The sequence below is a fragment of the Olivibacter jilunii genome, assembly GCF_900607235.1.
In the GTDB taxonomy this organism is placed as follows: domain Bacteria; phylum Bacteroidota; class Bacteroidia; order Sphingobacteriales; family Sphingobacteriaceae; genus Olivibacter; species Olivibacter oleidegradans.
On the sequence record NZ_LR027853.1, the window covers coordinates 210,968 to 232,496 of the forward strand.

General features: G+C 39.1%; 23 protein-coding genes. 14 read left to right on the plus strand and 9 right to left on the minus strand.

The features are described from left to right. Positions 1-29: 29 nt before the first annotated feature. The 8 genes from E0E36_RS19215 (at position 30) to E0E36_RS19250 (ending at position 7,512) form a co-directional block, all read left to right on the plus strand. A complete protein-coding gene (locus E0E36_RS19215; RefSeq protein WP_130857372.1) occupies positions 30-1,085 on the plus strand; it encodes a nucleoid-associated protein in 1,056 nt (351 codons plus the stop codon). 16 nt (positions 1,086-1,101) lie between these two features. Next, positions 1,102-2,181 (plus strand): DUF3810 domain-containing protein, encoded by a 1,080-nt coding sequence (locus E0E36_RS19220; RefSeq protein ID WP_013666307.1) that lies wholly within the window; start codon positions 1,102-1,104, stop codon positions 2,179-2,181. Positions 2,182-2,349: 168 nt separating this feature from the next. Further along, on the plus strand, positions 2,350-2,598 hold the full coding sequence (locus E0E36_RS19225; protein WP_013666308.1) for a type B 50S ribosomal protein L31: 249 nt from the start codon (positions 2,350-2,352) through the stop codon (positions 2,596-2,598). A gap of 100 nt (positions 2,599-2,698) precedes the next feature. Next, positions 2,699-3,895, plus strand: coding sequence for a putative sugar nucleotidyl transferase (locus E0E36_RS19230; protein WP_130857373.1), 1,197 nt, complete (start codon positions 2,699-2,701; stop codon positions 3,893-3,895). 6 nt (positions 3,896-3,901) lie between these two features. After that, complete coding sequence (gene tpiA / locus E0E36_RS19235) at positions 3,902-4,666, plus strand: triose-phosphate isomerase (RefSeq protein ID WP_013666310.1); 765 nt, start codon at positions 3,902-3,904, stop codon at positions 4,664-4,666. Between the two features lie 61 nt (positions 4,667-4,727). Continuing rightward, positions 4,728-5,579 carry a 50S ribosomal protein L11 methyltransferase gene (gene prmA / locus E0E36_RS19240; RefSeq protein ID WP_130857374.1) on the plus strand — a complete coding sequence of 284 codons (852 nt, stop codon included), beginning with the start codon at positions 4,728-4,730 and terminating at the stop codon, positions 5,577-5,579. A gap of 1 nt (position 5,580) precedes the next feature. Continuing rightward, entirely contained in the window at positions 5,581-6,942 is a 1,362-nt protein-coding gene (locus E0E36_RS19245; RefSeq protein ID WP_130857375.1) for a UDP-N-acetylmuramate--L-alanine ligase, read from the plus strand. Between the two features lie 231 nt (positions 6,943-7,173). Then, positions 7,174-7,512: a helix-turn-helix domain-containing protein gene (locus E0E36_RS19250; protein ID WP_013666313.1), complete on the plus strand. Its 339-nt coding sequence runs from the start codon at positions 7,174-7,176 to the stop codon at positions 7,510-7,512. Between the two features lie 16 nt (positions 7,513-7,528). Here the strand turns inward: E0E36_RS19250 and E0E36_RS19255 are convergent, their stop codons facing one another. From E0E36_RS19255 to mqnC, 4 genes are all read right to left on the minus strand, one after another. Further along, on the minus strand, positions 7,529-8,638 hold the full coding sequence (locus E0E36_RS19255) for a hypothetical protein (RefSeq protein ID WP_013666314.1): 1,110 nt from the start codon (positions 8,636-8,638) through the stop codon (positions 7,529-7,531). A gap of 80 nt (positions 8,639-8,718) precedes the next feature. Next, positions 8,719-8,913 carry a hypothetical protein gene (locus E0E36_RS19260; RefSeq protein ID WP_013666315.1) on the minus strand — a complete coding sequence of 65 codons (195 nt, stop codon included), beginning with the start codon at positions 8,911-8,913 and terminating at the stop codon, positions 8,719-8,721. Between the two features lie 115 nt (positions 8,914-9,028). After that, entirely contained in the window at positions 9,029-9,589 is a 561-nt protein-coding gene (gene scpB / locus E0E36_RS19265; protein ID WP_013666316.1) for an SMC-Scp complex subunit ScpB, read from the minus strand. Between the two features lie 18 nt (positions 9,590-9,607). Continuing rightward, positions 9,608-10,732 carry a cyclic dehypoxanthinyl futalosine synthase gene (gene mqnC, locus E0E36_RS19270; RefSeq protein ID WP_041387426.1) on the minus strand — a complete coding sequence of 375 codons (1,125 nt, stop codon included), beginning with the start codon at positions 10,730-10,732 and terminating at the stop codon, positions 9,608-9,610. Positions 10,733-11,143: 411 nt separating this feature from the next. Here mqnC and mtaB point away from each other — a divergent pair, with 411 nt between their 5' ends. The 4 genes from mtaB (at position 11,144) to E0E36_RS19285 (ending at position 14,281) form a co-directional block, all read left to right on the plus strand. After that, complete coding sequence (gene mtaB, locus E0E36_RS19275; RefSeq protein WP_130857376.1) at positions 11,144-12,463, plus strand: tRNA (N(6)-L-threonylcarbamoyladenosine(37)-C(2))-methylthiotransferase MtaB; 1,320 nt, start codon at positions 11,144-11,146, stop codon at positions 12,461-12,463. A gap of 9 nt (positions 12,464-12,472) precedes the next feature. After that, a complete protein-coding gene (locus tag E0E36_RS19280) occupies positions 12,473-13,075 on the plus strand; it encodes an NlpC/P60 family protein (protein WP_130857377.1) in 603 nt (200 codons plus the stop codon). Next, positions 13,076-13,201 (plus strand): hypothetical protein, encoded by a 126-nt coding sequence (locus tag E0E36_RS28210; RefSeq protein WP_256377661.1) that lies wholly within the window; start codon positions 13,076-13,078, stop codon positions 13,199-13,201. A gap of 87 nt (positions 13,202-13,288) precedes the next feature. Beyond that, entirely contained in the window at positions 13,289-14,281 is a 993-nt protein-coding gene (locus E0E36_RS19285; RefSeq protein WP_013666320.1) for a 3'-5' exonuclease, read from the plus strand. 88 nt (positions 14,282-14,369) lie between these two features. On the opposite strand, the gene dnaB is transcribed toward E0E36_RS19285, so the two are convergent. Beyond that, on the minus strand, positions 14,370-15,962 hold the full coding sequence (dnaB, locus tag E0E36_RS19290) for a replicative DNA helicase (protein WP_013666321.1): 1,593 nt from the start codon (positions 15,960-15,962) through the stop codon (positions 14,370-14,372). Positions 15,963-16,321: 359 nt separating this feature from the next. Here dnaB and rlmB point away from each other — a divergent pair, with 359 nt between their 5' ends. Next, positions 16,322-17,089, plus strand: coding sequence for a 23S rRNA (guanosine(2251)-2'-O)-methyltransferase RlmB (gene rlmB / locus E0E36_RS19295; protein WP_130857378.1), 768 nt, complete (start codon positions 16,322-16,324; stop codon positions 17,087-17,089). 3 nt (positions 17,090-17,092) lie between these two features. Here rlmB and E0E36_RS19300 read toward each other — a convergent pair whose 3' ends face one another. From E0E36_RS19300 to E0E36_RS19315, 4 genes are all read right to left on the minus strand, one after another. Further along, positions 17,093-18,358 (minus strand): nucleoside permease, encoded by a 1,266-nt coding sequence (locus E0E36_RS19300; protein WP_130857379.1) that lies wholly within the window; start codon positions 18,356-18,358, stop codon positions 17,093-17,095. A 40-nt stretch (positions 18,359-18,398) separates the two neighbouring features. Continuing rightward, positions 18,399-19,004: a bifunctional nuclease family protein gene (locus E0E36_RS19305; RefSeq protein WP_041387430.1), complete on the minus strand. Its 606-nt coding sequence runs from the start codon at positions 19,002-19,004 to the stop codon at positions 18,399-18,401. Between the two features lie 163 nt (positions 19,005-19,167). Then, on the minus strand, positions 19,168-20,142 hold the full coding sequence (locus tag E0E36_RS19310) for an electron transfer flavoprotein subunit alpha/FixB family protein (RefSeq protein ID WP_130857380.1): 975 nt from the start codon (positions 20,140-20,142) through the stop codon (positions 19,168-19,170). 64 nt (positions 20,143-20,206) lie between these two features. Further along, positions 20,207-20,944 carry an electron transfer flavoprotein subunit beta/FixA family protein gene (locus E0E36_RS19315; RefSeq protein WP_013666326.1) on the minus strand — a complete coding sequence of 246 codons (738 nt, stop codon included), beginning with the start codon at positions 20,942-20,944 and terminating at the stop codon, positions 20,207-20,209. A gap of 161 nt (positions 20,945-21,105) precedes the next feature. Here E0E36_RS19315 and E0E36_RS19320 point away from each other — a divergent pair, with 161 nt between their 5' ends. Continuing rightward, positions 21,106-21,447, plus strand: coding sequence for a tetratricopeptide repeat protein (locus E0E36_RS19320; RefSeq protein ID WP_130857381.1), 342 nt, complete (start codon positions 21,106-21,108; stop codon positions 21,445-21,447). Positions 21,448-21,529 lie beyond the last annotated feature (82 nt).

The window sequence follows — 21,529 nt, forward strand, 5'->3', positions numbered from 1 at the left end:
TATTTTTGTCCTCGTCTTATCAAAAAACTATGTTATCATTCTTTGAAGCTTCTTTAACGCAACTATCTATCCATCGTGTAGGAAATAAGGCCTTAGATGAGCATTACATTCTTTCGGAACAACCGTTAACTCTTCAGGACGAGCTATTGCAGAAACTGTTAATGCAATATTTTCTAACGCCTTTCGAGAAAGTGAATGAAGTGTATCGATTGAGCCATAATAGCGGTGAACGGGAGCTGAATGAACTTTATCATTTTGTGCACCTATTCTTTGAAGGGGAGCTCGACTTTCATTCAATGAGCCAGCAGGTTACCAAGCATCTGTACGAGTCTTCCAGCCATCCGAAAATAAAAGCAGGAGAGGTCTATGTCGTGCAGTTCGAAGAAGTACAGCTGGAAGGAGAGAGACTTCGAGGTGTTGGCATCTTTAAATCGGAGACGAAAGAAACCTATTTAAAAGTGTATCCGGAGCATGGCGCTTTTAAAGTAGATTACGAAGAAGAAGCCATCAACATACACAAATTGGATAAAGGTTGTTTAATTGTTGATACAGAAAAAGAAGAAGGTTACAAAGTGTTGGCGGTAGACCAAACGAATCGACAAAATGAGGCGGTCTATTGGAAAGATGACTTCATGCAAGTAACTGTCAGAAATGACAGTTTTCATCAGACAGGTAATCTAATGCAAGTTTGTAAAGCTTTTGTAAACGAGAAATTAGAAGAAGCCTTTGAAATGGAAAAGGCAGACAAGATTGATCTGTTAAACCGTTCGGCCGCGTATTTTAAAGAAAAGGAAGTCTTTCAGCTAGATGAGTTTACAGAAGAAGTACTAGGTAATCCGGCAGCTATCACAATGTTCAGAGATTATAAAGCAAACTTTGAAGAGATGCACGACCTAACAATAGGAGACGGTTTCGAAATTTCCGGTCAAGCAGTTAAAAAGGAATCGAAGATTTTCAAATCTATCTTAAAGTTAGATAAAAATTTTCATGTCTATATCCACGGCAAACGGGAATATATTGAGAAAGGTTTTGATGAAGAAAGAGGCAAGCATTTTTATAAGCTCTACTTTGACCAAGAGAGCTAATTAGCGCGTTTTAAGAATGGGGGAAAAAGTCGTTCAGCAAATTCGGCGAAGTACAGTGCTCGTTGCCGTGCTGGTTCTTTTTTGGTGGCTATCAACGTATAATAGCCTCGTAGAGCGATTCTACAGTGGGAAGCTGTTCCCGGTATTTGCTATTGTCGGACAATCTATAACGGCATGGATTCCTTTTAGCTTAGGCGATTGCTTGTACCTTCTCGGCATTTTGGTCTTTCTCGTCTTTTTGATCACAATAGTTGTCAACCTTTTTCGAAAAAATTATTCGACAGCTCTTGTACGTGCTTTAAAGGCTCTAAACATGGTTTTTGTTTTAATGGTCTGCTTTTATCTTTTCTGGGGAATGAATTATTTCAGATTACCGCTTGAAAAAAGGATGGGACTGCAAATGGAAATCGGAGAATCTTGTGAGCTTTTAGAAGTTACTGCTTTATGTATCGAAAGGGCCAATTCTTTTAGGAAACAATTGAAAGAAACCGATCTGCAAATATCAAACGAAGCAATTTTTCTAAAAGCTCAAAATCTTATAGCAAGCAATAGTACGCTCCAACCCTACATTTTTAGTTATCTGCCAACAATTAAAAGTCCCATTACAAATCTTCAAGTAAATTATACCGGTGTGGCGGGATATTTCAATCCTTTTACTCAGGAAGCACAAGTAAACACCTCAATGCCGATCTTTTCAAAACCCTTTACAGCCTGCCATGAGCTTGGTCATCAGGCCGGTATTGGCTTTGAAGACGAAGCTAATTTAATCGGATTTATATTGTGTACTGAAAGCAAGGATCTGCTATTTCAATACGCAGCCTATTATAATGCCGTCTTTATGTTGCTTAACCAGCTCGCCTTTCAGGATAGAGATGCATATTTCAATATGTTGAAATTGATTGATCCCGCTGTATTGAATGATGCAAAGGAAGAAGAAGCTTACTGGCGGCGGTTCGATGGTGTTTTAACCCATGCCAGTTCCAAGTTTTATAATGAATATCTGCAGCTAAACAATCAGCCTGAGGGCTTAAAACGATACAGTAGGATGACCAAACTGCTCATTGCGTGGAAAAGAAAAATAGCGGCTGATTTTTAGTAATGTGGAAAAATTAGTCGATATATTTTGTTTGATTTGTTTTAATAACTATCTTTGCAGCCTTAAACGAAATTAACAATTAAAAATATATACATCGTTAACCCTTGATATTATTTACCACGACTGTAAAATGACAAAGGGGCAAGATGTTAGTAAACGGTTATCATAATGAAGAAAGATTTGCATCCATCAAACTACAGACTAGTGGTGTTTAAGGACATGTCAAACGACTATGCCTTTATAACTAAGTCTTGTATCGACACGAAAGAGACTATCCAATGGGAAGATGGTCAGGAATATCCTTTGGTAAAACTAGAAATCTCCCACACTTCGCACCCATTTTATACTGGTAAGATGAAATTGGTCGATACTGCAGGACGTATTGATAAGTTCCGTAACCGTTACAATAAAAAGTAAAATCGGTTTAATAATAAAACAGAGTCTCGGTATTTTATCGGGACTTTTTTTATTTTTAGCCCTATACTAGCGGAGCACCAAACCACTAATTTTTGAATTTATGCACATTGTTTTATATGATAATCCTGAACAACGCGTTAATCTCTATCCTTTAAGCTTAACCAGACCTATAGGTGATTTCCGAGTCGGAACGTTAACTATTGCTGAAAAATGGACGAGGTGGATGAACGTATCGGTTTCGTATCTCAGCGCCGACTATCTGCAACTGAAATATCCTTTATCAATAACAGTGGGAGATGTCTTGATCATTAATGGAGGTATTTGCCCCGATGCAACGTTATGTGCCGCACTTGATGGGCTTAAAGTAGGTGAAAAGTTAATTGAAAACAAACAATTTATAGCCGCGAAAACAGATATAAGAGCTTTAGCTGAAGCTTGCGTCAATGACTTTGCTGCTTATAAACCGGTTGTTTATAGGCAGGCTTATACTGCTATCCGTTATCCGGAGGATATCTTTTTACAAAATGGAGCGGAAATAATAAAAGATTTTAACCTATTAACCAAGGGAAGAACTTCTGCAAATATAAGTTCAACAGTTAAGTTGCTGGGTGACGCCATTTTCCTGGAGGAAGGTGCATCGGCTGAATGTTGTACCATAAACACGCTGAAAGGACCCGTCTATATCGGGAGAAATAGTGAGATATGGGAAGGGGCTTTGATTCGTGGACCTTTTTCTTTAGGAGAAAATTCGCAGGTTAAATTAGGTACCAAGATATACAGCAATGTAACTGTTGGCCCGGGTTGCCGTGTTGGGGGAGAATTAAATACGTGTTTGATTTGGGGAAATTCATCCAAAGGACATGAAGGATACTTTGGCAGTGGTGTTATGGGCGAGTGGTGTAATTGGGGCGCAGATACCAATAATTCAAACTTAAAAAATAACTATAAGAACGTAAAACTATATCATTACGGAACGGATGCTTACCGCAACACGGGTTTGCAGTTTTGTGGATTGATAATGGCGGATCATGCAAAGTGCGCTATTAATACAGCTTTCAATACCGGAACAGTAGTTGGCGTTGCTGCAAGTATTTTTGGAGGCGAAGTGCCACCTACCTTTGTGCCCGATTTCTCTTGGGGCGCGGGAGAAAATGCAGGTGTTTATGAATTAGAGAAAATGTTTGAGACCGCAGAGTTGGTTTTTGCTAGGCGTAATTGTAAATTTGACCCTATTGAAGCATCCATCTTACGTAAGGTTTTTGAGATAACAATAAAACAAAGAAATAACAAAATTTAATCAATCATGCGAAAAAAAATTGTTGCCGGTAATTGGAAGATGAACATGGATTACCAAGAAGGAATAAGCCTGTTTTCAGAAGTGGCTAACATGGTAAAAGATGAGGTTATTGGTAATCAGCAAATAATTGTTTGCAGTCCTTTTATCCATTTACATAGTATTGCTTCTTTAGCAAAAGAGAGTGAAAATGTGTCTGTGGGTGCTCAGAATATACATCAGGAAGATGCAGGTGCATACACAGGGGAAATATCAGCAAAGCAAGTACGCTCGACGGGCGCGGAGTATGTAATATTAGGGCATTCTGAAAGAAGGGCTTATTTCGGCGAATCTGACGAGTTACTGGCACAGAAAGTAAATATAGCACTTACACATGGCCTGATCCCGATTTTTTGTATAGGCGAAACAAGAGAAGAGCGCGAATCCGGTGATTTTTTTGATGTTATCAAAACGCAATTAGAGAAAGGTGTTTTCCATCTGTCGGCAAGCGACTTTTCTAAAATAATCCTAGCTTATGAGCCGGTTTGGGCAATTGGTACCGGATTGACTGCAAGCCCGGAGCAAGCACAGGAAGTACACGCTTTCATTAGAAAGCAGATTGAAGCAAAATATGGTGCAGCTGTAGCGGATGAAACCAGTGTGCTATACGGGGGAAGCTGTAATCCCAAAAATGCTCCGGATTTATTTTCACAACCTGACATCGATGGTGGCTTAATTGGCGGTGCCTCATTAAAATCAAGAGACTTTACTGATATAGTAAAGGTTTTTAACTAATTCTATCATTTCAAAGAGGTTTCCGATTGATCAAATGTGGAGACCTTTTTTTTTCGATAATATGGACTATAGTGAACTTACTTTTGTTTGTGTGGGAGGTGAAGAGTGGCAACAGGACCTGTTTATTAATGACCTAGCCGCTCTTGGATTTGATACATTTGAGGATACGCTCTCAGGATTTAAAGCGTATATCGCTAGTGCTTCATTGGACCTGGCTGCTATTGAGCATTTACTACTTACCTTGCCGGAAAACTTTCAAGTATCTTATAGCGTTCAGGAGATTAGTCCGAAAAATTGGAATGCAGTTTGGGAAAGCAACTTTGAGCCAATCACGGTTGATAAGCGCTGTTATGTTCGTGCTACCTTTCACGCACCTAAACCCGATTTTGAATATGAGATTATTATAGATCCGAAGATGGCTTTTGGTACAGGGCATCACCAAACGACATCACTCATGATGGAGTATTTATTGGATAGCCATGTAGCAGGAAAGCGTGTACTTGATATGGGATGTGGTACCGGTATACTCGCGATTTTGGCTGCCAAAATAGGTGCAGAGGAGGTGGTGGCAATTGATTACGATCCCGTTTGCTATGAAAGTGTAAAAGAAAATATTGAGCTAAACCAGGTCCCCGCTATAAAGATATACTGTGGATCAAAGGAAGTAATTCCGCAAGAACCATATGATTTGATTCTTGCCAATATCAATAGAAATATATTGCTCGATCAGTTGCCGACCTATTCTGCGGTTTTAAAACCCCATGGTCAGCTTCTTCTTAGTGGTTTTTACGAAGGAGACGATCTACGACAACTGGAAGAAGCTGCTATTAAACTGAATCTGAAATTTTTGGAGAAAAAAGTGAAAGATCATTGGGTTGCCGCAAAATTTGAACAAAACCATAAAAGAAAATAACATGCGTGTCCATTTTATAGCTATTGGCGGAAGTGTTATGAATAATTTGGCCATAGCATTAGCAAATAAAGGCTATCTGGTGAGTGGTTCCGACGACTTCATATACGAGCCCTCAAGAACTAATCTGACAAAGAATGGGTTAATGCCTGAACAATTAGGCTGGCATCCTGAAAGGATTACGGAAGACATTAATGCTGTAGTGTTGGGTATGCACGCTAAAGCAGATAACCCGGAGCTTGTCAGGGCTCAGGAATTAGGTTTACAAATTTATTCCTACCCTGCATACATTTACGAACAGGCTAAAGACAAGACACGGGTCGTTGTAGGAGGTAGCCACGGAAAAACTACGATCACCTCGATGATTATGCACGTTCTCAAGGAGTTAGGAAGATCGTTTGATTATGTCGTTGGGGCTAAACTGGAGGGCTTCGAAACGATGGTTAAGATCACAAAGGATGCGCCGTTAATCATTATTGAGGGAGACGAATACTTGGCATCAGCTATTGATAGAAGACCTAAGTTCTTACTTTATCACGCAAATATAGCTCTGATAAGTGGTATAGCTTGGGACCACATTAATGTATTCCCAACTTATCAGGAATATGTCGAACAATTTAAGCTCTTTATCGAAAGCATAGAAGAAAAGGGTACGCTCGTATATAATAAAGATGATAAGGAAGTGCAGAATCTGGTTTCTAATAACAATTCTAATATCAATAAACATGGGTATAAGCTGCCTGAGTTTACCATTAATAAGGGAGTAAGTTATCTTAAAACTTCCAAAGGGGAGATCGCTTTACAAATATTTGGAAAGCATAATCTTTCTAATTTGGCAGGCGCTTTTACTGTTTGTGAGTGGTTAGGAATCAGTAGAGAAGATTTTTATCAGGCGATTGGTAGTTTTAAGGGTGCAGCAAGGAGACTGGAGTATGTTGCGGATTATGCCGGAAGCGTTGTTTACAAAGACTTTGCACATTCGCCTTCAAAAGTTAGAGCGTCCATAGATGCAGTAAAAGAACAATATCCGAATAGTAAGTTAGTAGCGATTATCGAGCTACATACGTTTAGTAGCCTAAATGAGGAGTTTTTACAAGAATATTTTGATACAATGAAACAGGCTGATGAAGCCGTTGTATTTATTGATCAAAATTCTTTCAGACAAAAAAATATTAAGCCAATCGAAGCGTTAACTATAAAGAAAGCCTTTAATAGAGACGATATAATATATTTTAACGATGCACAGAATCTAGAAGGGTATATCAGCCAATTGGATCCTCAAGGTAAAAATGTGCTATTCATGAGTTCAGGGAATTTTGGCGGTATAAATCTAGTTAACTTATCAGATAAGTTTTTTAATTTTTAAAAATTATATATATATTTGATATAGTAAGTGCTACAATTGGTTAATACCTACTTCTTCTTGTATACTCTTTGTCTATGGGTCAAGCTAACACACGTGAAAATAATAGTCGAATGAAATGTCTACATGATTAATGAAAATTAAAAAGATGGTGATAATAACTCATTTTGATCATGTGCGGAACTCTACCTACCGGGACAGTCATGAGGCCATTAAAAAACAAATTTTTTACGAATGAAATCTTTAGGAAAAAAAATAAGGTTATTAAGACATCAAAATGGGTGGAGCCAAGAGGATGTTGCTAAAAGATTAGACATATCTATTCCTGCTTTTTCTAAAATTGAAACCGGTATAACCGATATTAATCTTTCAAGGCTTCAACAAATTGCCAAACTTTTTGACATGACAGTGGTGCAGCTTTTGAATTTCAATGATGCTGATGAGCAAAAGAAATATAACTCTGACTTAGAAGCAGCCAATAAGAAGTTGCAGGAAAGAAATAACGAAGTAATCGAATTACAAAAGAAGGTAATCGAACTTTACGAGGAATTAAGAAAGCTTTATGCTAAGTGATGGAAACGTGCTTATGTTAAAACACATATCGTAATGTAGCGTGTTTCTTTCCAAATTGGGCTCCGGTAGCTTTATGGATAGCCAGCATTTCCTTGTTGAAATCGCCAACCCATGAAAGTTCCAGTTCTTTATACTTCTTGAGAGGAAGGACATATTCCTTCAGCTTTATGAAAAGAGCGGATTCAAGTCCATGCTTTTGATAATTTTTTTTCGTTCCCATCACAATTGCTCTCATCCTGTTTACTTTACGTCTGTTCAATAAAAATCGAATGCCGTTTAGCCAATTCATTTTACCTTTGAAGTCTTTAATCAATTGGTTGGCATCCGGTAATATCAAAATAAATGAGACAGGTTCATTATTGATGTAGGCAAACCAAATTAAACGTTCGTCTAGAATCAGTTTCATTTTCTTGAACGATTCGAGGATCGTTTCCATTTTAATAGGCTGAAAATTTTCGAAGTTTTCCCAAGCATCATTGTAAATTTCCATGAAGTCTTTTGCGAAAACTTGTAGGTTGTTTTTCTCGAAATGTTTAAAGGTATAACCCGGTTTTTCCATCACCCAATTAGCAATCCGAGTAAAACGTTCAGGAAATGGCTTATTAACTTCTAAATAGTTTGTAATCTGTTCATATATGGTTTTGAAGCCATAACTGAGAAAAAGGTTTAGATAATAGGGCTTATGATAATTCATGCCATAGGAAGGCTGGGTAAATCCTTCTACTAATAAGCCCCAAAAGTTATCATTCTCGCCAAAATTAATCGGACCATCCATGCCCCTCATCCCTCTGTCTGCTAGCCACTTCTTTGCAGTATCAAATAATTTACCAGCTGCATCTTGGTTATCAATACATTCGAAAAAGCCGATACCGCCTATGGGACATTCTGATTTATAGGCCTTCTCATGGTTGATGAAAGCCGCAATTCTTCCAATGGGTTGATTATCTTTAAGCAATAACCATCGCGCACATTCTCCGTGCTTATGAAAATTGTTCTTTTGAGGATCGAAAATTTGGCGTATGTCGTTATCTAATGGACAAATCCAGTTGCTATCATCTTTATATATTTTTTTAGGAACATCTAGAAACTGCTTTTCCTGCCTTTTGTCGTTTACTTGGATTATCATTCTTTCCCCAAAACATTAATAAAAAAGCACTCAGCATAAATACTAAGTGCTTTATATTTTATAATACGGTGATTACAAGACTAATAGTCGTCATCATCGTCAAAATTGTCGAAATTGTCAAAGTTATCCAAATCATTAAAATCGAAGTCATCTTCATCTTCATCGTCAAAACGTCTTGTTGGTTTTGAATCATTAGGTTTGATACCTGATTTACCCGCTTTTTTTGCTGGATTATTTGATCCAATTTTTTTGTCTGTCTTTTTTGGCGTTTTCATTTCCAATTCTACTAGTTACGCTTGTTTTATATTGTTTGGTTTTGTGCTGATAAAATTACAAAGATTTTAAAACAGTCAAGTAATTTATTGAAAAAATAATACAAAAAAATGGAAGCTATTCCGTTGATTCTCCTATACTTTGTTCTTCAGTTAAGATGTCTTTCAATTTCGGTAAATCCGCCGTTGAATTGATCCCAAAATAGTCCATAAATAGTTTGCTTGTCGAATATAAGAGCGGCTTCCCAATAGCTTCAGATTTTCCACTGATCTGTATCAGGTCTTTTTCCAATAGTTTCTGTATGGAATAGTCGCAGCTCACTCCCCTTATTTGTTCTATTTCAAGCTTGGTTATAGGCTGCCGATAAGCTATTATAGCCAGCGTTTCAAGCGCAGCTTGACTCAATTTCTTTTTAGATCGATGGATCTGAAGTTGATTAACAATTTTATTGTACTCTTTCTTCGTTAAAAATTGATAGCCGTTATTAATATGATACAGTTGAATGGCAAATGCGCTGTCAGCGTATTTTGATTCAATAAGCTTAATTGCATTTTCTACGTCCTCGTTTGATAGCTCCAAGTCTAAGGCATCTCGAATAATTTGCTTAATGTCAAAAAATTCCACGCTCTGTTCAGAAGCAAAAATTAATGCCTCAATATGCTGTACGATGTTCTCCATGAAACGTTAACCTATTAATTAATAGTCGATGATTTGTTCTTGAATACCTGATGGGATTTCCCTGAAGTCATACTTTTGTGTACGCAATTGCGGTTCGAAGCCAGCTTCTTTGATCGCATCTTGTATCGAGCGCGACGTGAATCGATGCGGAGCGCCGGCAGCTGAAACGACATTCTCTTCGATCATAATAGATCCAAAATCATTAGCTCCGGCATGTAAACAGAGCTGCGCCACGCGTTTGCCAACGGTCAGCCAGGAGGCTTGAACGTTTTTTATGTTGGGAAGCATAATCCTGCTCAGTGCAATCATACGGATGTATTCTTCACCACTTACATTATTGGTGATTCCTCTTACTTTCTTTAATAGCGTGCCGTCGTCCTGGAAAGGCCATGGAATGAAGGCAATAAAGCCATAGGCTCCTTCCGGTTTTTCGCTTTGGACTTCTCTGATCCATACAAGGTGTTCAAAACGCTCCTCGACGGTCTCAATATGTCCAAACATCATAGTGGCTGAAGTTGGGAGATTAATTTGATGGGCGGCCCGCATTACATCTAACCACTCTTTTCCGCCACATTTGCCTTTTGAAATCAGACGTCTAACACGATCATTTAATATTTCTGCTCCGGCTCCCGGGAGCGAGTCTAAACCGGCTTCTTTTAAGGCGCGGAGAACTTCGATATGACTCATATTCTCTAATTTAGCAATATGAGCGATTTCCGGAGGCCCAAGCGAGTGCAGTTTTATGGTCGGGTATAGTTCTTTTAGCTGCTTAAACAAATTGGTGTAGAAATTCAAGCCAAGATCGGGATGGTGCCCGCCCTGTAACAGCAGCTGATCTCCACCGTATCGTATCGTTTCCTCGATTTTTCGCTTGTAGGTATCTATATCCGTAATATAGCTTTCTTCGTGCCCGGGTCGCCTGAAAAAATTACAAAATTTGCAGTTAGCAATACAAACATTGGTTGTATTTACGTTTCTGTCAATTTGCCACGTAACCTTTCCGTGAGGTACTTGTATTTTTCGAAGCTCGTTGGCTACATAACTTAGTTCAGCAGTTGAGGCGTACTGATGCAAATATATACCTTCTTCTTTCGATAAGAATTCAAAATTAAGCGCCCTTCGAAGTATTTGTGTAGTATCCATTGAAAATGCCTGATTATACATTGCAACGTTACTTCCTGTAGAGATGCATTGTAGACCTTGCAAACTTAGCTATTTTTGCGAGGATATCCAATCAAGTCGCGAGGTTTACGGTGCGTTGTTTGCAAGCTATAGGACGGCCTGTACGGTTGTCTTGAAGAACGATAGCACTACTTGTAAATAGCTGTTCATATTTGTCATAACTGTATCGAAACTAGTTGCATTTATATAAAAACTGAGACAGTTCCTATAATAAGCCTAAAGAAAAACGTATTTTTGCCGCTGACAATTTAAAACCTTGTTTAAGGTGCACAACAAAGTTGTTTAATGTAAGATTGAATTGATATGGACCTTACTTTCATGGCGCATTTGACGGAGCATTCATCTTGCATTTTGAACGCAAAAACTAATTAAATGGATAAGAGAGTAGCATTTTATACCCTTGGCTGCAAACTTAACTTCTCTGAAACTTCTTCTATCGGACGGATTTTTCAGGATGCAGGTTATCAAACTGTGCCTTTTAACGAAAGAGCGGATGTTTATGTTATCAATACCTGTTCGGTGACGGATAATGCTGATAAAAAGTGCAGAAAAGTGGTAAAAGAGGCTTTGAAATATTCTCCTCAGGCTTATATTACTATTGTGGGTTGCTATGCGCAATTAAAGCCCCGGGAAATAGCCGAAATTCCCGGAGTTGATATGGTGCTTGGCGCAGCAGAAAAGTTCAATATCATTGAGCATATTAACGACTTAACCAAACAGAAAAAGGCAATTATACATAATGCACCTATTGAGGAAACCAATGTGTTTGTTCCGGCTTTTTCGTTTGGTGATAGAACAAGAACTTTTCTTAAAGTACAAGACGGTTGCGATTATTCTTGCACATTTTGTACCATACCACTTGCACGCGGAGCCAGTAGAAGTGGAACCATTGAATCGTTGGTTAAACAAGCCAAAGATATTGCTGCATCGGGTGTAAAGGAAATTGTATTGACAGGAGTTAATATCGGTGACTTCGGTATTAGGCAAGGCCAGCGGGAAGATCGTTTTTTGGATTTGGTGAAAGCGTTGGATGCGGTCGATGGGATTGACCGTTTTCGGATTTCGTCCATTGAACCCAACTTACTGAGTAATGAAATCATCGATTTTGTAGCCTCGTCCAAGCGATTCGTGCCCCATTTTCATATGCCCTTACAATCAGGATCTAATAAGATCTTAGGGCTGATGCGTAGACGATATAAACGAGAACTCTATGCTGAAAGGGTAAAAAGAATTAAAAGTTTAATGCCGGATTGTTGTATAGGAGTAGACGTCATTGTTGGATTTCCCGGCGAAACACGGGAAGATTTTTTACAAACCTATGAATTTCTTAATGATCTAGACATTTCCTATCTACATGTCTTTACCTACTCAGAAAGGGAAAATACGATAGCTTCACAAATGGAAGGGGCAGTGCCGGGGAGTGCCAGATCGGACAGAAGCAAAATGTTACATATCCTTTCTGAAAAGAAAAGACGGGCATTTTATGTTAGTCAGTTAGGCAATGAGATGGAAGTGCTTTTCGAAAGTGACGTAAAAGAAGGATATATGCACGGCTTTTCGAAGAATTATGTTAAAGTACGGGCTAAATACGACCCTTTACTCGTAAACGAAATAAAAACCGTTCGGCTGCTGAATATAAGCAATGAAGGAGAAGTAGATGTGGAAGAAGTAGAATCTTTTGTTGAACATTAACAACAATACATGCGGCTTCCGATTCAAAATATCACCTTTATTTTGCTAGCGATTATACTGATGGGAATGTTGACAAGCTGTTTGAGCAGACGGCGAGCTACATCGTCCGTTCTAAAACGTGAAAACTATCATCGAAAGAAGGGAGATATTTTAACAGATGTTTCAGGAACTTCCGGATTTTATGTTAGCTCAGGGAACCTGCTTACTGACTATGCCGGTTTATTGGGGGTTGAAACCAGTGAACTGAAAAATGAAAAGCTTTATCGCTTTATAAACGATTGGATTGGTACTCCTTACGCTTATGGAGGAACAACAAAAAACGGTATAGATTGTTCGGGATTTGCGGCGATACTGATAAGTGAGATTTATGGTAAAAGTCTTCCGCGAAGTTCGGAGGATCAAGCAAATGCCGTTAAAAGAAAATATGAAAGGCAGCTGAAAGAAGGAGACTTGGTTTTCTTTAGTTTTGGAGGTTCGAGCATCAATCATGTAGGAGTCTATTTGCATAATGGCAGATTCGTTCATGCTTCAACCTCAAAGGGAGTTATTATAAGCAATTTAAAGGACGGTTGGTATTACAAATCTTTCAAAAGAGCAGGAGCGGTCAAATAAATGAAAGAGAAAGACGAAGAGAATTTTGGTTTTTGGACGCAATATAAGCAGTTTGCAAAAAACGAATTACTGCTATATGCGATCATGGTTATAGGAATTGTATTAGGCATCATTTTTTTTGGATAAATGGATGTTCTTGCTAATAGATATACCAGGCATGATCCCTTTCTACCAACCAATAAAGTAAATTAGGAATTCATAAAAAAAGAAGAAATGATCTTAAACCTAAAACGCCCATTGGCATTTTTTGATTTAGAAACAACAGGCGTAAACGTTGCTTCGGATAGAATTGTAGAAATTTCAATCCTTAAAGCGATGCCAGACGGAAGTGAACAGGTAAAAACCATGCGTATAAATCCGGAGATGCCCATTCCATTAAGCTCTTCACTTTTACACGGAGTATACGACGAGGACATCAAAGACGCTCCAACCTTCAAGCAAGTTGCACAAGAAATTGCTGATTTCTTGGAGGATACGGATTTGGCCGGTTATAACTCCAATAAGTTTGATATCCCTGTTCTGATGGAAGAGTTTCTAAGAGCGGGAATTAATTTTGACATTGAAAACAGAAAATTCGTCGATGTTCAGAATATCTTTCATCAAATGGAGCAGCGTACATTGAAAGCAGCTTATAAGTTTTATTGTGATAGAACTTTGGAAAATGCCCATAGTGCTGAAGCTGATGTTCGTGCTACCTATGAAGTGTTGTTAGCCCAAGTGCAGCGTTATGACGGCGTTGAATGGGAAGACAAAAGCGGCAATAAATCGATACCTGTAAAGAACGATGTAGACGCGCTTCACCGATTTACCAATTTAAATAGACCGGTTGATTTTGCGGGCCGTATCATTTACGATGAGAATGGCGTTGAGGTTTTCAGTTTTGGTAAGCATAAAGGCAAAAGCGTAGTGGAAGTGTTCAAGATAGAGCCAAGCTATTATTCCTGGATGATGCAAGGTGACTTTCCGTTATATACCAAGCGCTGTATAGAAAAAATATGGACCGATTTCCGCAATATACAACATAATAGAGGCGCTAACGTTAAACCTTCAAATGCCTCAGATGTAGCGATACAGCCGAAAACAAAGCCCTATGGGGGAAATAAACCCTATAGCGGTAATCAACATTTAGATAAGGCTAAAGAGAAGAAAAGTGGCCCTATCACAGAAGATATGCTGAAGAGTTTACAAGATAAGTTTAGGAAATAGTTAAACTGAAAAATAGTTAGGTAAGGAAGTAGTTAAGTTGGAAATAGCAACCGACTACTTAACAACTAAACTACTACTTATTTGACAACTAGAAGGGAGCTTCGTCATCCATGTCGTTCATTCTGGAGGGACGCGTAATGATTCCGCCCATATTCCCAAATTCTGACGATGGCATCATACCGGCAGAAAAAGGATTATCATCAGTCATAGTTCCTGAGTCCGCAAATGACCCGCCACCGAAATCTTCCTCTAGATCTTGGAATTTAACATATTTACCGACAAACTTCAGCGGTACAATGGTCGTTTCACCATGTCTGTTTTTAGCAATAATGACTTCCCCTACACCGGCAGTTGGTCGGCCCTCTTCATCTTCCGTCATGCCATAATACTCCGGTCGGTATAAAAACAGTACCATATCGGCGTCCTGTTCGATAGACCCAGACTCCCGTAAATCAGATAGCATAGGCCTTTTTGAGGCTCCCGGACGACTTTCAACTGCACGACTCAATTGGGAAAGGGCCAGTACCGGAATATTAAGCTCTTTCGCCACCGATTTTAGCGCACGTGATATACTACCGATTTCTTGCTCACGATTTCCACCGCCTTTCCCTTCAGCTTTTCCATGCATTAATTGCAAATAATCCACAATCACCATCTGTATATCGTATTGTGCTTTTAAACGCCTGCATTTGGCTCGAAATTCAAATACATTCAGTGCCGGCGTGTCATCAATCAGTAAAGGGGCCTCTGTTAATTTTCCGATCCGTGAGTGGAGCTGAGTCCATTCATGATCTGCTAAGGTTCCTTTTTTGAGTTTTTCCTGTTCTATTTCGGTTTCACCGGAAATAAGGCGATTGACCAACTGTACAGAGGACATCTCCAATGAAAAAACGGCGACAGGTTTATCATGCAGCACAGCCGCATTGCGTGCACAGGTTAGAACAAATGCCGTTTTACCCATAGCTGGACGGGCAGCTATAATAATCAAATCGGATGGCTGCCAACCCGAAGTAATACGATCTAATGCTGTAAAGCCTGAGGGAACTCCAGTAAGCGAATCCGTTCTGTCGCGTAACTGTTCTAAGTTATTAACCGCTTCCCGCATGATATCGTCCATCTTGCGGGTATCTCGCCTTAAATTGTTTTGAGCTATATCAAACAAACTTTTTTCTGCGGTGTCGAGCAAATCAAAAATATCCGCAGTATCTTCATAAGCATTGTTTATAATTTCGGTTGAAATTTTAATCAATTCTCGTTGTATATACTTCTGAGATATAATACGAGCATGATATTCAATGTTAGCGGCAGAGACAACTCTGTCCGTCAGCTGTGTTATATAGTAAGCTCCCCCGACCATTTCCAGTGCACCCATTTTTCGGAGTTCAGCGGTAACCGTCAATAAGTCAATTGGTGAAGATTTTTGAAATAAGTTGACGATGGCTTCGAAGATTTTCTGGTGCGCATCTTTATAGAAAGTGTCTACTTTCAGAATATCAATAACTGTTGATAGCGCATCTTTTTCAACCATAAGTGCTCCTAAAACAGCTTCCTCTAAATCCACTGCCTGAGGAGGTAGCTTACCAAGGCCACTAACCATATTCCCTAGTCGATTTTTGCGCTCGGCAAAAGTTCCTTTCTTAGCGGTATTTCTTGATGAATAATTTTCGTTTTCGGAGTTCATAGCACAAATGTACTTAATTTATAATCCCTTCTGAGCTTGAGTTTCTCACAATAGTGAATAACGAAAAATGTTAAGCATTGAATCTGTTCTCGTTAGCCTGTTAGATATTCACAAATGATGTGAATAAAATGTTAATCATTGCGTAAAGTATTTTAAAATCAATTGCTTAAAACTAATGTGAATAACTTTTTATATGTTAGTTTAGATGTGCTTAACAATTTTAGGAAAGAAAGAAACAAGAGATTTCTCATGAATCTACGGTATGAAAATTGCGGCTAAAATGAATTAAATATATCATAAAAATGAAAAAAGGATATTGAGAATATATTTGGTAACTTGCACGCCTAATTTACATAAGCATGCGTCAATTTTCAAAACCCATAAAAAGGGAAAGCAATCAAATGGTTTTTGGTATTAGAGCGGTAATTGAAGCTATTGATAGTGGAAAGGAAATCGAATCTTTATTTATACAGCGAGGATTGACCGGCGAGTTATTTAAAGAGTTGAAAGATGTTTTACGTAATAGAAATATCAGTTATCAGCAAGTTCCGATAGAGAAGCTCGATCGTATAACCCGGAAAAATCACCAGGGGGTCATCGCCGTTATCTCGCCGATTACCTATCAAAAAATAGAAGACGTTATTCCAACTATATACGAAGAAGGGAAGGTGCCATTGATATTAATATTGGATGGTATTACCGATGTCCGTAACTTTGGCGCGATAGCACGTACTGCTGCTTGTGCCGGGGTGGATGCGCTGGTAGTTCCGACTAAGGGATCGGCTGAGATTAATCCGGACGCTATTAAAACATCCGCAGGAGCTCTATATAAAATCGCCGTTTGCCGTCACGAAAGCTTAACGCAAGTAATAAAGTTCCTTCAAGAGAGCGGTTTACAAGTTGTAGCATGTACTGAAAAAACGGGAGACACTATTTATAAACCCGATTTTAAGTCACCAACAGCAATTGTAATGGGAGCAGAAGATACGGGTATATCTGACAGTATCATACGGAATGCCGACTATTTAGCCAAGATTCCCATGTTTGGCGACATTGCATCCTTAAATGTGTCTGTAAGTGCGGGTGTAATTATTTATGAAGCAATTCGGCAACGGGTTAACCAATAAGGATTAACCTGTCATTTCTTTCATTTCTTCCAGGGCCGAGGGGTCATGTTTGTGCTTAAAGAGGAATGAAAATAAGAACGCGATCACAAGCGCGTAAGCAGCGAAACAAATCCAGATCTCTTGCCACATCATCTGTCCACCCATTTCGGTAAAATAATGTTCAATCACGTAGCCACTGATTGAACTTCCGAGGATAGCGCCAAAACCGTTCGTCATCATCATGAACAAACCTTGAGCAGATGAACGGATATTAGCTCCCGTACTTGTTTCGACGAAAAGAGATCCCGATATATTGAAAAAATCAAAAGCCATTCCATACACTATGCAGGACAGAATGATCATCCAAAGTCCGCTTATCGGATCAGCATAGGCCAATAAACCAAAACGCAATACCCAAGCCAACATACTGATCAGCATAACCTGCTTGATACCAAAACGTCGTAGAAAGAAGGGAATGGCTAGAATGAAGATTGTTTCGGAAATTTGAGAAATGGATAATATGATAGTGGAATGTCTTACTACAAAAGAATCAGTATAGATTGGATTTTTACCAAAATCGGATAGATAAGCGTCTCCGTACATATTTGTCAGCTGTAATGCTCCGCCTAGAAACATGGAAAAGGTGAAAAAAAGCGCCATTTTTGGATTACGAAACAGCTTAAAGGCATTTAATCCCAAGCGCCCACTAAGAGACGCATTTTCAGATTTCGATTTTAATGGAGGGCAAGGAGGGAGGGTGAAAGAATAAATTCCCAACGTAATTGCAGCGATGGCGGAAATATAGAACTGCCCCCCTAAGGCCTTGTTGCCGGTAAGATCCGTCATCCACATAGCTGCAATAAAACCAATGGTACCCCATACACGAATAGGAGGAAAGTCCTTAATTACATTGTACTTATGTTTTTTTAACAGAATGTATGCAATTGAATTAGATAGGGCTATTGTTGGCATATAAAATAACATGGCCATCAAAATCACCCAAAAGAATGTTTGAGGATCTTGTACATGAGGTAGGTACAGAAACGTGCACCCGAATAGAATGTGCAAAATGCCATAAAGAAACTCTACATTAATCCATTTGTCGGCGATGATGCCGGTTAACGCCGGCATAAATAAAGAAGAGATTCCTAGTGTAGAAAAAATAGCCCCAAATTCACTGCCGGACCATTGTTTATGCTGAAACCAATATACGCCAACTGTAATCATCCAAGCTCCCCATACAAAGAACTGTAGAAAGCTCATGAGCGTCAATCTAAGTTTTATAGACATATTTATGTAAAGCTCAGCTTATGTTGCATTTCTTTTCGAATTATGACGACTTTCTTCGAGATATTTCATCACGTATTTTAGCCGCTTTTTCATAAGCTTCTTCTTGAAGTGCTTGTTGAAGTGCTGCTTTTAGTTCATCGTCGGTGTAGGATGCATAGGCAGTTTTCGAGCTTTCTGCCACAGTAGATTGTTCCTCTCTAGGGGTTTCCAGGTTTTCTAAAAACACAAAATCATTTCCCTCAATAACGATTCCTGCGGATGCAAGAATAAACTCATAAGTATAGATTGGGCAATCAAATCGTATGGCCAGAGCGATAGCGTCGGAGGTCCTGGCATCTATTTCGATATCTTTTTTTCCATTATTGCAAACTAACTTTGCATAAAAAATTCCGTCAACTAGATTGTAAATAATGACTTCATGAATGGAAATTCCGAATGTAGAAGCAAAAGTTTTGAACAAATCATGCGTAAGAGGTCTGCTGGGAGTAAGTTTCTCGATTTCAATGGCAATCGCTTGCGCCTCAAACCCTCCGATAATTATAGGAAGTCTTCTGCGGCCATTAACTTCACCTAATACTAAAGCATAAGCCCCGGATTGTGTCTGGCTGTAAGATAATCCTACTATTTCTAACTTGATCTTATTCATTTCTCGCAGGCAAATATGCAAAAAGCATTTCATAGCGGCGCTATTTTTTTTATAATAGCGCTTTATGAATATAAATTTTTTTCTTTATAATAAAATTCAGTCTCCTCATGTCCAAAAGAGTACGATACCTCCTTATCAAAAGAAGTAGCTAATATCGAAAATTTCAGCCATTTTTATATGATCTGACTGCTGCTGTAATTTTTGGAACGATCTCAAAGGCATCTCCTACGATACCGTAATCTGCCACTTTAAAGAAAGGAGCTTCCGGATCTTTGTTGATAACTACTATTGTTTTTGAAGAACTTATCCCTGCTAGATGCTGAATGGCGCCTGAAATTCCGATAGCGATATACAGATTGGGACTTACCGCAATGCCGGTTTGGCCGACATGTTCGGCATGGGGACGCCAGCCTGCATCCGATACGGGTTTCGAACAAGCAGTTGCAGCCCCGAGCGCTTCGGCCAATTCTTCTATGATACCCCAATTTTCCGGCCCTTTTAATCCTCTGCCTCCTGATACCACAATTTCTGCTTCGGGTAAAGAAACCTTGTCGGTGGCACGAATAATTTCTTTTACAACAGTGGCAAAATCATCGGGAGAAGGCTGGTTTTCAAATGCAACAATTTCTGCGTCCACAGGGCTCTCCCTTAATTCAAAGGCGTTTGCATTTAAGGCAATAACTTTAACAGCTGAATTCAATTCGGTGACCGCGAATGCCTTGCCTGAAAATGCAGTTTTTTTAACACGTAATATACTGCCTTCAATCGTTGGTAACTCCACCACACCATTTGCTAAACCAGCAACGAGTTTTGCTGCCAGCCGCGGGGCCAATCCCTTGCCACTGAACGAATTGGATAGCACAACAATGGACGAATTTTCTTGCCTCGCGGCTGCTTCTATAATGGATGCATAAGCTTGATTTACGAAAGATTTAAGTTTATCTGAATTAGCAGTTAATATTCTATTTGCGCCGTATTTGCTTAGTCCTTTAAGGTTTTCATCCTTTACATCGCCAATAGAAAGTGCAACTAAGGGCTGATTAATGGTGTTCGCGATGGCTTTAGCATAAGAAACCACTTCATGTGCGGATTTCTTAAAGACACCTTCTATATTCTCTACAAATACTAATACCGACATCTTTTTTCGATTTAAATTATTGTATATGGTTTTACCTCAAAGTATGGGTCTTTTTAATGCCATACTAGATTACACGTGCTTTTGTATGTAATAGTTCAATTAATTTTTCAGGTTCGGCCGCATCTATTAGCGTAACTGCTCCCCTTGGAGCAGGACTTTCATATTGCACTATTTTGGTTAGTGTTTCCACTTCAATGGCTTCAATAACCTCCAACGGTTTTGTGCGAGCAGACATGATGCCTCGCATATTCGGTATGCGCGGTTCTGCTACGCCTTCTGCAGTCCCGACAACCAAGGGTAGGGGACTGGAAATAATTTCCTTACCGCCCTCGATCTCACGTTCTACCAATGCCGTTTTCTCATGAATATCAATTTTTTTTGCGATAGAAATGGACGGAATGTTAAGAAACTCTCCTAAAAAACCAGCTACCTGTACTCCGTTGTAGTCAATAGATTCACGACCTGTCAAAATCAAATCAAATTGCTTTCCATTTGCATAGTTTGCAATCTGTTTGGCTACAAACCAGGCATCGCGTGGTGCGGCATTAACTCGCACAGCATCGTCTGCTCCTGTGGCTAGTGCTTTTCTAATGGTTGGCTCAGTGCTTACCTCGCCTATGTTTATTACCGTAACAGTCCCTTTACCTCCTTCTGCTAATTCGATCGCTCTGGCGAGCGCTATTTCGTCATAGGGATTGATGATAAATTGAATACCTGTATTGTTGAAAGAAGTTTTATCTTCAGAAAATGTGATTTTTGACGTAGTGTCCGGAACATGACTGATACACACGAGTATTTTCATAATTGCTGCATTTAAATAATAAATTGATTCCCCGCTTGAACCAATGATAGAGGAAGTTATCTTCTGTCTTTGTGAAAAGAACCGTACTTTTTTATCTTTGGCTTCTAAAGTTCTAAAGATAGGAAAAATCACATAATAATTAAATTTTAACCGCTGAATCTATGAGCAATGACCGTTTGGAGCAACTTTTTAAATTTCTAGAGGCAAGTCCTGATGAACCTTTTATTTTATATGCAATTGCTACAGAGTACGTTAAAAGGGAGAATTCGACTAAAGCCTTACGTTATTTTCAGGAACTTGTAGATAAGCGGCCGGATTATGTCGGTACTTATTACCATTTTGGTAAACTATATGAGTCATTGGGAAGGGAAAATGATGCGATAGCCACCTATCAAAGAGGTATGGACGTAGCGAAGCAAGCGAATGATATGCATGCTTTCTCCGAACTTCAAGCGGTTTATAATAACATCCTAGGAATAGAGCCGGACGAAGAGGACTGGTAAATAAGTAACAAAACAAATATAGCGGCGAAGTGCGGCCGCTAATTCCCAATTTTATTTTATTTTTACGCCCCTAAAGAAAGTT

What these genes read in the sequence shown, in the direction of transcription:
- E0E36_RS19310 (WP_130857380.1), bottom strand. Translation starts at nt 20,142, where the DNA reads ATGTCGGTATTAGTATTTGTAGAGAATATAGAAGGTGTCTTTAAGAAA.
- mqnC (WP_041387426.1), bottom strand. Translation starts at nt 10,732, where the DNA reads ATGGATACTACACAAATACTTCGAAGGGCGCTTAATTTTGAATTCTTA.
- E0E36_RS19305 (WP_041387430.1), bottom strand. Translation starts at nt 19,004, where the DNA reads ATGAATAAGATCAAGTTAGAAATAGTAGGATTATCTTACAGCCAGACA.
- E0E36_RS19260 (WP_013666315.1), bottom strand. Translation starts at nt 8,913, where the DNA reads ATGAAAACGCCAAAAAAGACAGACAAAAAAATTGGATCAAATAATCCA.
- E0E36_RS28210 (WP_256377661.1), top strand. Translation starts at nt 13,076, where the DNA reads ATGAAAGAGAAAGACGAAGAGAATTTTGGTTTTTGGACGCAATATAAG.
- E0E36_RS19320 (WP_130857381.1), top strand. Translation starts at nt 21,106, where the DNA reads ATGAGCAATGACCGTTTGGAGCAACTTTTTAAATTTCTAGAGGCAAGT.
- E0E36_RS19255 (WP_013666314.1), bottom strand. Translation starts at nt 8,638, where the DNA reads ATGATAATCCAAGTAAACGACAAAAGGCAGGAAAAGCAGTTTCTAGAT.
- E0E36_RS19280 (WP_130857377.1), top strand. Translation starts at nt 12,473, where the DNA reads ATGCGGCTTCCGATTCAAAATATCACCTTTATTTTGCTAGCGATTATA.
- E0E36_RS19315 (WP_013666326.1), bottom strand. Translation starts at nt 20,944, where the DNA reads ATGAAAATACTCGTGTGTATCAGTCATGTTCCGGACACTACGTCAAAA.
- E0E36_RS19220 (WP_013666307.1), top strand. Translation starts at nt 1,102, where the DNA reads ATGGGGGAAAAAGTCGTTCAGCAAATTCGGCGAAGTACAGTGCTCGTT.
- mtaB (WP_130857376.1), top strand. Translation starts at nt 11,144, where the DNA reads ATGGATAAGAGAGTAGCATTTTATACCCTTGGCTGCAAACTTAACTTC.
- tpiA (WP_013666310.1), top strand. Translation starts at nt 3,902, where the DNA reads ATGCGAAAAAAAATTGTTGCCGGTAATTGGAAGATGAACATGGATTAC.
- E0E36_RS19250 (WP_013666313.1), top strand. Translation starts at nt 7,174, where the DNA reads ATGAAATCTTTAGGAAAAAAAATAAGGTTATTAAGACATCAAAATGGG.
- E0E36_RS19300 (WP_130857379.1), bottom strand. Translation starts at nt 18,358, where the DNA reads ATGTCTATAAAACTTAGATTGACGCTCATGAGCTTTCTACAGTTCTTT.
- E0E36_RS19285 (WP_013666320.1), top strand. Translation starts at nt 13,289, where the DNA reads ATGATCTTAAACCTAAAACGCCCATTGGCATTTTTTGATTTAGAAACA.
- prmA (WP_130857374.1), top strand. Translation starts at nt 4,728, where the DNA reads ATGGACTATAGTGAACTTACTTTTGTTTGTGTGGGAGGTGAAGAGTGG.
- scpB (WP_013666316.1), bottom strand. Translation starts at nt 9,589, where the DNA reads ATGGAGAACATCGTACAGCATATTGAGGCATTAATTTTTGCTTCTGAA.
- dnaB (WP_013666321.1), bottom strand. Translation starts at nt 15,962, where the DNA reads ATGAACTCCGAAAACGAAAATTATTCATCAAGAAATACCGCTAAGAAA.
- E0E36_RS19230 (WP_130857373.1), top strand. Translation starts at nt 2,699, where the DNA reads ATGCACATTGTTTTATATGATAATCCTGAACAACGCGTTAATCTCTAT.
- rlmB (WP_130857378.1), top strand. Translation starts at nt 16,322, where the DNA reads ATGCGTCAATTTTCAAAACCCATAAAAAGGGAAAGCAATCAAATGGTT.
- E0E36_RS19245 (WP_130857375.1), top strand. Translation starts at nt 5,581, where the DNA reads ATGCGTGTCCATTTTATAGCTATTGGCGGAAGTGTTATGAATAATTTG.
- E0E36_RS19225 (WP_013666308.1), top strand. Translation starts at nt 2,350, where the DNA reads ATGAAGAAAGATTTGCATCCATCAAACTACAGACTAGTGGTGTTTAAG.
- E0E36_RS19215 (WP_130857372.1), top strand. Translation starts at nt 30, where the DNA reads ATGTTATCATTCTTTGAAGCTTCTTTAACGCAACTATCTATCCATCGT.